The sequence below is a fragment of the Streptomyces sp. NPDC107575 genome, assembly GCF_055657265.1.
Genome location: NZ_JBVKBG010000004.1, coordinates 1,012,783 through 1,024,820, shown reverse-complemented (window position 1 = coordinate 1,024,820; position 12,038 = coordinate 1,012,783). Strand labels below are relative to the sequence as shown.

Annotated in this window: 13 protein-coding genes and 1 tRNA gene; 6 read left to right on the top strand and 8 right to left on the bottom strand. The window is 69.9% G+C overall.

What is annotated here, in order from left to right; translation table 11 throughout:
- Nucleotide 1: 1 nt before the first annotated feature.
- From lysA to ACZ7L4_RS24340, 3 genes are all read right to left on the bottom strand, one after another.
- A complete protein-coding gene (gene lysA / locus ACZ7L4_RS24350; protein WP_472105465.1) occupies nucleotides 2-1,393 on the bottom strand; it encodes a diaminopimelate decarboxylase in 1,392 nt (463 codons plus the stop codon).
- Nucleotides 1,394-1,425: 32 nt separating this feature from the next.
- Nucleotides 1,426-2,475, bottom strand: a complete 1,050-nt coding sequence (gene nrtL / locus ACZ7L4_RS24345) for an ArgS-related anticodon-binding protein NrtL (RefSeq protein WP_472105463.1) — start codon at nucleotides 2,473-2,475, stop codon at nucleotides 1,426-1,428.
- A gap of 89 nt (nucleotides 2,476-2,564) precedes the next feature.
- Nucleotides 2,565-3,002, bottom strand: coding sequence for a response regulator (locus tag ACZ7L4_RS24340; RefSeq protein ID WP_472105461.1), 438 nt, complete (start codon nucleotides 3,000-3,002; stop codon nucleotides 2,565-2,567).
- A 192-nt stretch (nucleotides 3,003-3,194) separates the two neighbouring features.
- Here ACZ7L4_RS24340 and ACZ7L4_RS24335 point away from each other — a divergent pair.
- The 3 genes from ACZ7L4_RS24335 (at nucleotide 3,195) to ACZ7L4_RS24325 (ending at nucleotide 4,149) form a co-directional block, all read left to right on the top strand.
- A tRNA-Arg gene (locus ACZ7L4_RS24335) sits at nucleotides 3,195-3,266 on the top strand.
- 209 nt (nucleotides 3,267-3,475) lie between these two features.
- Nucleotides 3,476-3,739: a CopG family transcriptional regulator gene (locus ACZ7L4_RS24330; RefSeq protein WP_472105459.1), complete on the top strand. Its 264-nt coding sequence runs from the start codon at nucleotides 3,476-3,478 to the stop codon at nucleotides 3,737-3,739.
- A complete protein-coding gene (locus tag ACZ7L4_RS24325; protein WP_472105457.1) occupies nucleotides 3,736-4,149 on the top strand; it encodes a type II toxin-antitoxin system VapC family toxin in 414 nt (137 codons plus the stop codon). Before ACZ7L4_RS24330 ends, ACZ7L4_RS24325 begins: the two co-directional genes overlap by 4 nt.
- Nucleotides 4,150-4,171: 22 nt before the next feature.
- Here ACZ7L4_RS24325 and ACZ7L4_RS24320 read toward each other — a convergent pair whose 3' ends face one another.
- From ACZ7L4_RS24320 to ACZ7L4_RS24305, 4 genes are read right to left on the bottom strand one after another with little or no spacing between them, the layout of a single operon-like run.
- Nucleotides 4,172-4,633 carry a MaoC family dehydratase gene (locus ACZ7L4_RS24320; RefSeq protein WP_472105455.1) on the bottom strand — a complete coding sequence of 154 codons (462 nt, stop codon included), beginning with the start codon at nucleotides 4,631-4,633 and terminating at the stop codon, nucleotides 4,172-4,174.
- Between the two features lie 5 nt (nucleotides 4,634-4,638).
- A complete protein-coding gene (gene menE / locus ACZ7L4_RS24315; protein ID WP_472105453.1) occupies nucleotides 4,639-6,132 on the bottom strand; it encodes an o-succinylbenzoate--CoA ligase in 1,494 nt (497 codons plus the stop codon).
- A gap of 11 nt (nucleotides 6,133-6,143) precedes the next feature.
- Entirely contained in the window at nucleotides 6,144-7,019 is an 876-nt protein-coding gene (locus ACZ7L4_RS24310) for an amidohydrolase family protein (RefSeq protein WP_472105451.1), read from the bottom strand.
- On the bottom strand, nucleotides 7,019-7,933 hold the full coding sequence (locus ACZ7L4_RS24305) for an SDR family NAD(P)-dependent oxidoreductase (protein ID WP_472105449.1): 915 nt from the start codon (nucleotides 7,931-7,933) through the stop codon (nucleotides 7,019-7,021). The genes ACZ7L4_RS24310 and ACZ7L4_RS24305 overlap by 1 nt, the downstream gene beginning before the upstream one ends.
- A gap of 143 nt (nucleotides 7,934-8,076) precedes the next feature.
- Here ACZ7L4_RS24305 and ACZ7L4_RS24300 point away from each other — a divergent pair, with 143 nt between their 5' ends.
- Together ACZ7L4_RS24300 and ACZ7L4_RS24295 are read left to right on the top strand one after the other, a co-directional pair.
- Nucleotides 8,077-8,538 carry a MarR family winged helix-turn-helix transcriptional regulator gene (locus ACZ7L4_RS24300; RefSeq protein ID WP_472105447.1) on the top strand — a complete coding sequence of 154 codons (462 nt, stop codon included), beginning with the start codon at nucleotides 8,077-8,079 and terminating at the stop codon, nucleotides 8,536-8,538.
- A gap of 228 nt (nucleotides 8,539-8,766) precedes the next feature.
- Nucleotides 8,767-9,918, top strand: a complete 1,152-nt coding sequence (locus tag ACZ7L4_RS24295; protein WP_472105445.1) for an acyltransferase family protein — start codon at nucleotides 8,767-8,769, stop codon at nucleotides 9,916-9,918.
- A gap of 90 nt (nucleotides 9,919-10,008) precedes the next feature.
- Here the strand turns inward: ACZ7L4_RS24295 and ku are convergent, their stop codons facing one another.
- Nucleotides 10,009-11,028 carry a non-homologous end joining protein Ku gene (gene ku / locus ACZ7L4_RS24290; protein WP_472105443.1) on the bottom strand — a complete coding sequence of 340 codons (1,020 nt, stop codon included), beginning with the start codon at nucleotides 11,026-11,028 and terminating at the stop codon, nucleotides 10,009-10,011.
- A 75-nt stretch (nucleotides 11,029-11,103) separates the two neighbouring features.
- Here ku and ligD point away from each other — a divergent pair, with 75 nt between their 5' ends.
- Nucleotides 11,104-11,985, top strand: coding sequence for a non-homologous end-joining DNA ligase (ligD, locus tag ACZ7L4_RS24285; protein ID WP_472105441.1), 882 nt, complete (start codon nucleotides 11,104-11,106; stop codon nucleotides 11,983-11,985).
- Nucleotides 11,986-12,038 lie beyond the last annotated feature (53 nt).

The window sequence follows — 12,038 nt, the reverse complement described above, 5'->3', positions numbered from 1 at the left end:
TTTATCCGACGTCGAGACGCAGGAGATCTTCCTCCGTCTCGCGCCGGACGATCACCCGGGCCTCACCGTCGCGGACGGCGACGACGGGCGGGCGGAGCGCGTGGTTGTAGTTGCTGGCCATGGAGCGGCAGTACGCGCCGGTGGCCGGTACGGCGATCAAATCACCGGCCGCGACGTCCGACGGCAGGAACGCGTCCTTCACGACGATGTCGCCACTCTCACAGTGCTTGCCGACGACGCGGACGAGCATCGGCTCGGCGTCGGAGCGGCGGGAGACGAGGGCGACGGTGTACTCGGCGTCGTAGAGAGCGGTGCGAATGTTGTCGGACATGCCGCCGTCGACGGAGACGTAGGTCCGCAGTCCTTCGAGCGGCTTGACGGTACCGACGGTGTACAGGGTGAAGGCGGTCGGGCCGACGATGGCGCGCCCCGGCTCGACGGAGATACGAGGGGTGCGCAGCGAGGCGGCCTCGCACTCCCGGCTCACGATCTCGTTCAGCGCCTTGGCGATCTCGTGCGGCTCGCGGGGATCGTCGTCACTCGTGTACGCGATGCCGAGGCCGCCGCCGAGGTCGATCTCGGGGAGCTCGACGCCGTGCTCGTCACGGATCTCGGCGAGCAGCCCGACGACGCGGCGCGCGGCGACCTCGAAGCCCGCCATGTCGAAGATCTGCGAGCCGATGTGCGAGTGGATGCCGATGAGCTCGATGCCGTCGAGCTTCAGGGCGCGCCGCACGGCCTCGGCGGCCTGCCCGTCGGCCAGCGCGATCCCGAACTTCTGATCTTCATGAGCGGTGGCGATGAACTCATGGGTGTGGGCCTCGACGCCCACGGTCACGCGGATCTGCACGCGCTGCCGCTTGCCGAGGCCGTCGGCGATGTGGGCGACGCGCGCGATCTCCTGGAAGGAGTCGAGCACGATGCGGCCGACGCCGACCTGGACCGCGCGGCTGATCTCTTCCTCGGTCTTGTTGTTGCCGTGGAAGGCGATGCGCTCGGCGGGCATCCCGGCGGACAGCGCGGTGGCGAGCTCGCCGCCGGAGCAGACATCGAGATTGAGCCCCTCCTCGTCCAGCCACCGCACGACGGTGCGGGAGAGGAAGGCCTTGCCGGCGTAGAAGACATCGGCGTCGGGCCCGAAGGCATCGCGCCAGGCGGCGCAACGGGCGCGGAAGTCGGCCTCGTCGAGGAAGTACGCGGGGGTGCCGAACTCCTCGGCGAGCCGGGCGACTTCGATCCCTCCGACGGTCACGGAACCGTCCTCGGCGCGGGCGACGGTCTGCGCCCACACCTTCGGGTCGAGGGCGTTGAGGTCGGCGGGCGGGGCACTCCAGTGCCCCTCGGGGAGCACGTCGGCGTGACGGGGACCGGCGGGGTGTGCGGAACGGCTCATGGCTGCGGTGGCTCTCTTCGTCTACTTCTGTGTCACAGATGTTCGGGGGCGTCGATGCCGAGCAGGGTCAGGCCGCCTGCGAGCACCGTCCCGACGGCTTCGGCGAGCGCGAGCCGGGAGCGGTGGGCGACCGAGGGTTTCTCCTCGCCTTGGGGCAGTACGGACGGGTGGAGCGAGTCCATGAAGGTGTCGGCGACGCCGACGAGGTGCCGGGCGAGCCGGTCGGGGGCGTGGTGCTCGGCGGCGGCGCGGAGGATGCGGGGGTGGTCGCCGAGGGCGGCGACGAGGTCCTCCTGACCGGGTACGCCGCCGGGGGCGCCGTCGAATCCCAGCTCCGCGGCGTTGCGGATCAGGGCGCGGGTGCGGGCGTGGGCGTACCGGACGCGGAAGAGGGGGTTGGACTCGCGCTGGGCGAGGTGCTCGGCGCCGCCGCGGGGGTGGTCGTGGCCGGCGGGGTGGAGCAGCGCCCAGCGGGCGGCGTCGCGGCCGAGGGGGGTGGGGTCGGCGGGGGCGGGCACGGGGCGGATGTCGACGTCGCCGGGCTCGGCGGCGGCCACGTCGTCCACGCGCACACCGAGGACGTCGAGCCACTCGGGGCGAGGGCGGTCGGCACACACGGTCCGTACGGGGACGCCCTGGGAACGGAGCAGCCGGGCGACGGAGTCCATGACGACGAGGGCGCGCACTTCGTGGGGGGCGTGCAGTTGGACGGCCTGCCCGCTGGGCGCTTCGACGCATCCGTATCGGCGCCCACCGCGCAGGATCTCCGCGACGAGCGCGCCGGACTCGGGCTCCGCCATCCGGACATTGAGAAAGCCGGGTCCGGTGACGACGACGTCAGCGATACCGGGGCTCTCGCCGAGCCGCCGGGACAGGATCTCGGCGACCTCGCGCGGGGGCCGGCCGGCGGAGCGGGCGAGCTGCAGCGCGACGTTGGTGGCGTAGTCCCCCTGGCCGCCGGGCCGCGGCCGCTCGACGACGACCCGCTGCCCGGCCGCGCACACGGCCGCGTCGAGCTCACCGTCGTCGACCGCGCGGCGGACGGCGCGCAGGACGGTGCGGGAGAGCTCGGCGGGGGTCACGGGACAAGCGTATGGGAGGAGGGGGGTGGGTAGGCGACTCGGTTTCCCGGAAGGTCCGGGATGCGGACGCGGCGGCCGCCCGCCGGGGCTCAGGCGTCGGCGGTACGGGTGGCCTGCTCGGCCTCGTCGGCGGCCCGCGCGACGCTCGCCCGGGAGGGTCCGGCGGGGCCCGCCCCTGCACGCCCCCGCTCGCTCAACTCCCGTACGACACGCACCAGTTCACCGGGCTCGAAGGGCTTGGCGAGAAAGGCGTCGACCCCGACGTCGAGCCCGCTCTCGACCTCGTACTGGGTGCAGGCGCTGACGACGACGATGGGCAGCGAACGCGTCCGCGCGTCGGCACGCAGCCGGGCGGCGGTGCGCAGCCCGTCGAGCCGGGGCATGACGACATCGAGCGTGACGACATCGGGACGCACCTGGTCGATCACGTCCAAACACTCGGCACCATCGGCCGCGGTCACGACCTCGAAGCCCTCCAGCTCGAGATTGACCCTGATCAGCTGCCGAATGACCTTGTTGTCATCCACGACAAGGACTCGGCCGGACGCGCCTGGCACAACTCGAGAGTAGGTCGACACCGGCCACCGCGTCCGGGTTTTCCCCACTTCCGCCCCCTACAGGCGACCCGAACCCCGCCGTCCCCCGCGCAATAACCCGTTCCTGAGGACCTCAAAGGAGCTGGTAGTGTTCTACCCGTCGCCACGCACAGCGCGGCGCACGCCCCCGTAGCTCAGGGGATAGAGCAACGGCCTCCGGAGCCGTGTGCGCAGGTTCGAATCCTGCCGGGGGCACCCTGTATGAGGTGCCCGAAGACCCCGCCACCAGCGCGTTCGCTGATTGCGGGGTCTTCTTGCGTGTGCAGTGCCGCCCCTCCATGGGATCCGGCTCGAGCTCGCCCCAACTGATCGCCGCCTAACGGCCGTTCCAGGATGACGAGTGCGACCGCCTGGGTCTTGATCCCTCAAGACCCAGCGGTGGCATTCGAAGTAGCATAAAGGGCATGAGTGAGCCCACCCAGAAGTACTCGATCACGATGCCCCGGGACATCGCCGAAGCCGCCCGTGCTCACAGCGGCCCCTCCGGTCTGTCCGCCTACGTCGCAGCGGCCGTCGCCCGGCAGATCGAGCGTGACAATCTCAACGACCTGATCCATGTCGCCGAGGCAGAACACGGCCCCGTCACCGAGGACGAGGTACAGGCCCTGCGCGACCAGCTCCATGAGGCGCGCACACAGCAGACGGGCGATGGGGCGAGTGCGGCGTGACGCGCTCCCCCGCCACTCCCGGCGGCACGCTGGTACTCGACAGCGAGGGGCTCGCCAAGGCCGTACTGCGCGACCGTGCAGTCACCGCTTGGCTCGCCCTGGCACGCGCCGATGACCTGCGTGTGATCACCTCGGCGGCCACTCTCGTGGAAGTCGTCCACCCACGCGTCAACCGCGCGGCGCTGGAGTGGACGCTCTCCCGGCTCGTCGTGGAACCGGTCACGGACGCGGTCGCGCGCCATGCCGCCGCCTTGCTCATCGGCGCCGGCCTGCATGGACACAAGTACGCCATCGACTCCATGCTCGGCGCGACCGCCCTTGCCGCTCCGGGGCCCGTCACCGTACTCACCTCCGACCCGGAAGATCTCACGGCCCTCTGCGGAACGCGCGTCACCGCCATCAAGATCTGACACCTGTGCGCAGGTTCGAGAGTCAGGCGTAGAAGCGGGAGATGCTCTGCAGGGCCGCCGCAGGCTTCGGGGAGTTCTCTATTTCTATGGTGGCGTCGATCGTGATCTGGGCGCCGTTGCCCGCGACCTCTTCCACCGATGCCACCTTCGCCGCCAGGCGGATGCGGGAGCCCGCCTTCACCGGGGACGGGAAGCGGACCTTGTTCAGGCCGTAGTTGATTTTGGTGGTGACGTTGTCGACGTCCAGGAGCGACGTGAAGAGGGGGATGAAGAGGGAGAGGGTCAGGTAGCCGTGGGCGATCGGGGCGCCGAAGGGGCCGGCGGTGGCGCGGGCGGGGTCCACGTGGATCCACTGGTGGTCGCCCGTCGCGTCCGCGAACGTGTTGATGCGGTCCTGGGTGATCTCCAGCCAGTCGCTGGTGCCGAGGTCCGTGCCGGTCGGGAGCTTCTTGAGTTCGGTCAGGCCGTTCACCGTGAGGGGCATGCTCGTCAGCCGTTCTGTGCGTAGGTGTCCCGCAGGCGGGATTTGATGAGCTTTCCGGAGGCCGTGCGCGGGAGTTCGTTCGTGAAGGTCAGGGATTTGGGGATCTTGTACTTCGCCAACCGCCCGGAGAGGGAGGCCAGGAGGGGTGGGGCGGCCGGGGTTGTTCCGGGGGCCGGGACCACGATCGCGTGTGGGACCTCGCCCCATTTCTCGTCGGGGACGCCGATCACCGCGCACTCCGCCACGTCGGGGTGGGCCAGGAGGGCGGCCTCGATCTCGGCGGGGTAGATGTTCTCGCCGCCCGAGATGATCATGTCCTTGAAGCGGTCGACGATCGTCACGTAGCCGTCCGGGTCCACGCGGGCCGCGTCGCCCGTGCGGAACCAGCCGTCCGTGAAGGCCGCTTCGGTCTCCGTGGGCAGGCCCCAGTAGCCCGGCATCACGTGCGGGCCGCGGACCACCACCTCACCCGTCTCGTCCACGCCCACCGGGGTCAGGTCCGGGCCCACCACCTGGACGTCGCTGAAGAAGTGCGGGACGCCCGCCGAGCCCGCCTTGCTCACCGCGTGCTCCGCGTCGAGGAAGAGGGTGCCGGGTGCCGCCTCCGTCATGCCGTAGCCCTGGAGGAAGGTGAGGCCGCGTTCCTGGTACGCCGCGATCAGGGGCGGGGGGACGGGAGCGCCGCCGCAGGTCAGGAGGCGTAGCGAGGAGAGGTCTGCCGTCGGCCACGCGGGCTGGCGGGTCAGCAGGTCGAACATCGTCGGCACGCCGAACATGAAGGTGACTCGATGTCGGCCCACCAGGTCGAATGTCGCCGCTGGGTCGAAGGCGGCCACCAGGACGCACGTGCCGCCCTTCAGCAGCACCGGCAGCGTCAGCATGTTCAGGCCCGCCGTGTGGAACAGGGGCGCCGAGACCAGGGCGACGTCGTCCGCGATCAGGTCGTGGTCGACCAGGACGTTGATCGCGTTCCAGGTGAGGTTGGCGTGGGTGAGCATCGCGCCCTTGGGGCGGCCCGTCGTGCCCGAGGTGTACATGATGAGGCAGAGGTCGTCGCCGGCGACCGCCTCGTCGATCGGGTCGGAGGGGGCGGAGGCGAGCAGTTCCTCGTACGTGGATCCCCCGGCCTCGACCGTCATGGGGACCGGCAGGGCCTGCGCCACTTCCGCGTTCCCCGTGTGGACGAGGGCCTTCGCTCCCGAGTCCCGTATCTGGTAAGCGAGTTCGGGCGTCGACAGGCGGGTGTTGAGGGGAACGAAGACCGCGCCGAGGGTGCCCGCCGCGAACAGTGTCTCCAGGTACGAGGGGTGGTTCGCGCCGAGGTACGCGACGCGGTCGCCGCGGCGCACGCCTTGTGCGCGCAGGGCGTGTGCCAGGCGGGTCGTACGGTCGTGCAGGTCGGCGTACGAGTACGTGATGCCGTCGTGGATCAGGGCCGTGCGGTGCGGGGTCTTGCGGGCCCGGCGTGCGGGCCACGACCCCAGTCCCTCGTTGCGCATACCGGCCCCCTTCAGGGCTTGGTGAGTCCGAGCAGCCGGGCCGCGTTCTCCTTGAGGATCTTGGGGCGGACCTCGTCCTTGATCTGGAGCTTCGCGAAGTCCGCGAGCCAGCGGTCGGGGGTGAGGACCGGGTAGTCCGACCCGAAGAGGACCTTGTCCTTGAGGAGCGTGTTCGCGTACTGGATCAGTTGGGGCGGGAAGTACTTCGGGGACCAGCCGGAGAGGTCGATGTGCACGCCGGGCTTGTGGGTCGCGACGGCGAGGGCCTCGTCCTGCCAGGGGAAGGACGGGTGCGCCAGGATGATCTTGAGGTGCGGGAAGTCGGCTGCCACGTCGTCCACGTGCAGGGGGTTCGAGTACTTCAGGCGGATGCCGCCGCCGCCCGGGACGCCCGCGCCGATGCCGGTCTGGCCGGTGTGGAAGAGGGCGATCGTGCCGGTTTCCTCGATCAGTTCGTAGAGGTCGTAGGCCACGGAACGGTCGTTGGGGAAGAAGCCCTGGATGGAGGGGTGGAATTTGAAGCCCTTCACTCCGTACTCCTCCACCAGGCGGCGGGCCTGCTTCACGCCCGCCCTGCCGCGGAACGGGTCGATCGAGGCGAAGGGGATGAAGACGTCGGGGTTCGCGGCGGCGGCCTCGGCCACCTCCTCGTTGGGGACCGGCGGCGTGCCCGTCGCCGACTCGGCGTCGACCGTGAAGACGACCGCGGCCATCCGGCGCTCGCGGTAGTAGGCGGCCATCTCCTCCAGCGTGGGCTTCCGGTTGCCCTCTGTCTTGAAGTACGCGGACGAGGCCGCGTGCAGATCGTCGTCGAGGGACGCGTGCCCCTTCGACGAGACCTCCGCGTGGGTGTGGACGTCGATCGCGTCGAGGTCGTCGATGTTCATCACGCCTCCGGAAGCTTCGGGGCCGGGATGCCGACCGTCTCGAGCTCGGCGCCGACCGACGTCGGCCACGCCTCCGCCAGCGTGTCCGGGGTCCAGCCCCCGTCCGCGTAGGCCGCCCTGATCTCCTGCGGGTGCGACCAGAGCGTGAGGCGGTCGCCGCCGATGCCAATCGCCTGGCCGGTGACCGATCGGGCCGACTCGGAGGCGAGGAAGGGGACGAGCGCCGCGCAGTCCTCCGGGGTGCCGAAGCCCTCGCCCTTGCGCAGGAAGGAGGGGAGCGGTTCGCCGTCGCGCATCGCCTCGATGTACGGGGCGAAGGCCGGGATCGTCTCCGTCATGGCCGTCGCGGCGACCGGGACGATCGCGTTGACCGTGATGTTCGCCCGGGACAGCTCCATCGACCAGGTGCGCGCCATGGCGACGATGCCGGCCTTCGCGGCCGCGTAGTTCGTCTGGCCGAAATTGCCCCGTTGGCCGGCGGGCGAGCCGACGAGGACCAGGGAGCCTCCCTCGCCCTGTTCGCGCATCCGGACCGCGGCGGCACGGGCGCAGGTGAAGGTGCCCTTGAGGTGGGTGGTGAGCACCGCGTCGAAGTCGTCGTCGGTCATCTTCCACAGGACCTTGTCGCGCAGGATCCCGGCGTTGGTGACGAGGACGTCGAGGCGCCCGAACTCGCTCACCGCCCGCGCCACCAGGCGGTCCGCGGCCTCCGCCGTGCCGACCGGGACCACCTCGGCGACCGCCGTGCCGCCCGCCTCGCGGATGGACTTCACGGCCGCTTCGGCGACGGCCCCGTCGACGTCGTTGACGACGACCGAGGCGCCGTGGGCGGCGAGGGCATGGGCGTAGGAGAGGCCGAGGCCACGGCCGCTGCCGGTGACGACGGCCGCTTTCCCGGTGAGATCGATGGACACGTGTGGATCCCTTCCTGACGGCGATACGTGAGGCAAGAAGGAAGCTAAGAGCAATAATTGGTGACGTCAATAGTTGTTGCCGACCGGGAGGTGCGGCAGACTGGCCGCGCCACCACCGAGAACCGAAGACCCCGGGAGACCCCATGACCCCCGCCCCGATCGACGCGCACGAGCCATGGATGCGCGGGCTGCACGCCGACACGGGCTATCTGCTGTACCGGCTCGGTCTGCGCTCGGGACAGCTGTTCAACGCCTCGCTCCAGGAGTCGGGCCTTCGACTGCGCCACTACGCGGTGCTGCGCTTCCTTGCGACGGGCGAGGGCGCGCCCCAAAGGGAGTTGAGCGCGCGGCTCGGCTACGACCCGAGCGCGATCGTGGGCCTGGTCGACGACCTGGAGAAGGCCTCGTTCGTGGAGCGGCGGCCGTCCCCCGGCGACCGGCGCAGCCGGATCGTGGTGCTCACGGACGACGGGCGGGACTTCCTGCGCGGCACGGACGAGGCGGGGCTGCGCGTGACGAGCGAGCTGCTCGCGCCCCTGGACGCCGAGGAGTGCGAGACGCTGCACGGGCTGCTGCGGCGGGTCGCGGAGGCCGGGCTCGGCTGACGCGCACTTTCGGCCGTTGTCGACTTCTCGCTACGGAGACCACCAGGGAACCCGTTTGAGTGATTGTCATTCCTGATCAGGACTGTGAGAGCCGCCACGCGGACCCGATCCAGGTTTACTCGTGCCCCACCGCATGACTACGGTTCGGTCGATGTCTCGCAGCCACTTGAACCTCACAAATCCAGGAAGATGCGTATCCGGTAGCCGGGGTTCCCAACGGGAGGGATCGTGAGCGAACCGGTACAGCTCGCGGCTCATCGGGCCCCGCTGCCCGATCAGCAGGACGCCGTCGCACAGCCCGCGAGCACTCCGTCCCGGAGACACGCGGCCTCACCGGCCGCCGCGACACAGAAGCCCGGCAAGGCCCGGGACGCGTTCTACGACAACGCCAAGTACCTGGCGATCGTCCTGGTCGCGATGGGGCACTCCTGGGAGCCGCTGCGCGACGGGAGCCGGGCGGCCTCCGCCCTGTACATCATCGTGTACACGTTCCACATGCCGGCGTTCATCGTGATCTCCGGGTACTTCTCGCGGTCGTTCGACGCGAGCCCGGCCCGGCTCAAGCGGCTGATCACGGGTGTGGCGGTGCCGTATGTGGTGTTCGAGGTCGTCTACACGCTCTTCAAGCGGTACGCCGGTGACGATCCGGGATACGACTTCAGCCTGCTCGACCCCTGGTACCTGACCTGGTTCCTGGTGTCGCTGTTCGTGTGGCGGCTTTCGACGCCGATCTGGAAGACGATCCGCTGGCCGCTGCCGGTGTCGCTCGCCATCGCGGCGCTCGCCTCCGTCTCCCCCAGCATCGGCGACGACCTGGACATGCAGCGCCTGCTGCAGTTCCTCCCGTTCTTCGTCCTCGGTCTGTGCCTGAAGCCGGAGCACTTCCAGCTGGTGCGCCGCAAGGAGGCGCGGATCATCGCGCTTCCGGTCTTCGCTGCGGCGCTCGTGTTCGCGTACTGGGCGGCCCCGCGGATGACGGCGGCCTGGACGTACCACCGGGACAGCGCACAGGAGTTGGGCGCGCCGGGCTGGACCGGAATCGTCATGACCCTGGCCATGTTCGGCTGTTCGGTGATCCTCACCGCGTGCTTCTTCGCGTGGGTGCCGGGCCGCAAGCTGTGGTTCACGGCGCTCGGCGCGGGCACGCTGTACGGCTACCTGCTGCACGGCTTCGTCGCCAAGGGCTCCCGCTTCTGGGACTGGTACGAGGTCGACTGGGTGCACACCCCGTGGGGCCAGGTCGTGGTGACGCTGCTCGCGGGCAGCCTGATCACCGTGCTGTGCACGCCACCGGTGCAGCGGATGTTCCGGTTCGTGATGGAGCCGAAGATGGAGTGGGCGTTCAAGCGGGACGCGGCGAAGCTGGCCAGGGGTCGTTAGCCGTCTTCTGTTCGCCCGGCGACGGGGTTGCGGTCTCGGGGCTCTGCCCCGGGCTCCGCGGACCCTCGTCCAAGAGCGGGGCTCAAGTGCTCAAGCCGACGCCTTCTTGCGAGGCGTCGGCTTCTTCTTTGCCGAGGCCGACTTCGTGGACTTTTTGGCCGCTGTCGTCTTCTTCGCCGAGGTCGTCTTCTTGGCGGATGCGGACTTCTTCGCGGGGGCCGACTTCTTCGCGGTGGTCTTCTTCGCGGGGGCCGACTTCTTGGCCGTGGACTTCTTCGTGCGGGAGCGGGACGACAGCTCCGTCACCTCGGCCACGTCGTCGTCCTCGTCCCGTGCCTTCTTGGCCGCCCGGACGCTGCTCTCCAGCGCCGACATGAGGTCGATGACCTTGCCGCCTCCGCCGTCCGACTTCTTGGCGGGCTCGGCCGGTTCGGTGCCGGAGGACTTCGCCTCGATCATCTCCTCCACGGCGTCCCGGTAGTCGTCGTGCAGCGAGTCCATGTCGACCTCGCCGAGCGTGTCCATCAGGGCGTCCGCCAGATCGAGTTCGGCGTCGCGGACCGTGACGTTGGAGTCGGGGGCGGCGTCCTCGGGGGCCCGGATCTCGTCCGGCCAGAGCAGCCCGTGCATCGCGATGACGTCGTCGACGACCCGCAGCATCCCGAGCCGCTCCCGGCCGCGCAGCGCGAACTTGGCGATGGCCACCTTGTTGCTGCGCTTGAGCGCCTCCCGCAGGAGTGTGTACGGCTTGGCGGCGGGGACGCCGTTGACCTGGAGGTAGTACGCCGTGCCCATCTGGAGCGGGTCGATCCGCTCGGCCGGTACGAACGCGACGATCTCGATGGTCTTGGCCGTGGGGATCGGGAGCTGGGCGAGGTCGTCCTCGGTGATCGGGATGATCGAGCCGTCGGCGTCCTCGTACCCCTTGCCGATCTCGTCGTTCGGGATCTCCTTGTCCTCCAGCTCGCACACCTTGTGGTAGCGGATGCGGCCGCCGTCCTCCAGATGGATCTGGCGGAAGGAGATCGAGTGGTTCTCGGTGGCGTTGACCAGCTTGATCGGGATGCTGACCAGGCCGAAGGAGATGGCGCCGTTCCATATGGAGCGCACGGGGGACCTCCCGGTTCGCGTCGCCGATGCACGACATAGCAGACATAACGGGCTGGATTGCCAGAGTATTACCGTATGGCGCCGATCACAGAAGTGGAGGGGCGGCGGCTCACGCTCAGCAATCTGGAGAAGGTGCTGTACCCGGCCTCCGGATTCACCAAGGGCGAGCTGCTCCACTACTACGCGACGGTCGCGGAGGCCCTGCTCCCGCATCTGCGGGACCGCCCCGTGTCCTTCCTGCGCTTTCCCGACGGGCCCGAGGGGCAGCGCTTCTTCGCCAAGAACGTGCCGCCGGGCACACCCTCCTGGGTGAGGACGGCCGAGGTGCGGCGCTCGGACGGGGTCTCGCGGCAGATCCTCGTGCAGGACCTGCCTACGTTGATGTGGGCGGCGAACCTGGTGACCGAGTTCCACGCGCCGCAGTGGCGGGCGGACGCGCCGGGGCGGGCCGACCGGCTCGTTTTCGACCTGGACCCGGGCGCTCCGGCCGACATCGTGCAGTGCTGCGAGGTGGCGGGGTGGCTGCGGGAGCGGCTGGGGCGGGACGGGCTCGAGGCGTACGCGAAGACGTCGGGGTCCAAGGGGCTGCATCTGCTCGTGCCTCTGGTGCCCACGGCGTCCGAGCGGGTCAGTGCGTACGCGAAGGGGCTGGCGCGGGAGGCGGAGGCGGCGTTGCCGCGGCTCGTGGTGCATCGGATGGCGCGGAATCTGCGGGGCGGGAAGGTGTTCGTCGACCACAGTCAGAATTCGGCGGCGAAGACGACGGCGGTGGCTTATACGGTGCGGGCTCGGGAGCGGGCGACCGTGTCCGCGCCGGTGACGTGGGGGGAGGTCGAGGGGTGCGGGGCCGCGGAGGAGCTGGTTTTTGTTGCGGGGGACGTTGTTGCGCGGCTTGAGCGGGACGGGGATTTGCTTGCGGGGTTGTTCGACGGTGAGGGGGCCGGGGAGATTCCTTGACGCGGATGGCGTTGCGGTCGCGGGGCTCTGCCCCGGGCCCCGCGCCTCAATCG

Coding starts and splice junctions, on each gene's coding strand:
- lysA (WP_472105465.1), bottom strand. CDS start 1,393: ATGAGCCGTTCCGCACACCCCGCCGGTCCCCGTCACGCCGACGTGCTC.
- ACZ7L4_RS24330 (WP_472105459.1), top strand. CDS start 3,476: ATGAGTGAGCCCACCCAGAAGTACTCGATCACGATGCCCCGGGACATC.
- ACZ7L4_RS24320 (WP_472105455.1), bottom strand. CDS start 4,633: ATGCCCCTCACGGTGAACGGCCTGACCGAACTCAAGAAGCTCCCGACC.
- menE (WP_472105453.1), bottom strand. CDS start 6,132: ATGCGCAACGAGGGACTGGGGTCGTGGCCCGCACGCCGGGCCCGCAAG.
- ACZ7L4_RS24310 (WP_472105451.1), bottom strand. CDS start 7,019: ATGAACATCGACGACCTCGACGCGATCGACGTCCACACCCACGCGGAG.
- ACZ7L4_RS24300 (WP_472105447.1), top strand. CDS start 8,077: ATGACCCCCGCCCCGATCGACGCGCACGAGCCATGGATGCGCGGGCTG.
- ligD (WP_472105441.1), top strand. CDS start 11,104: ATGGCGCCGATCACAGAAGTGGAGGGGCGGCGGCTCACGCTCAGCAAT.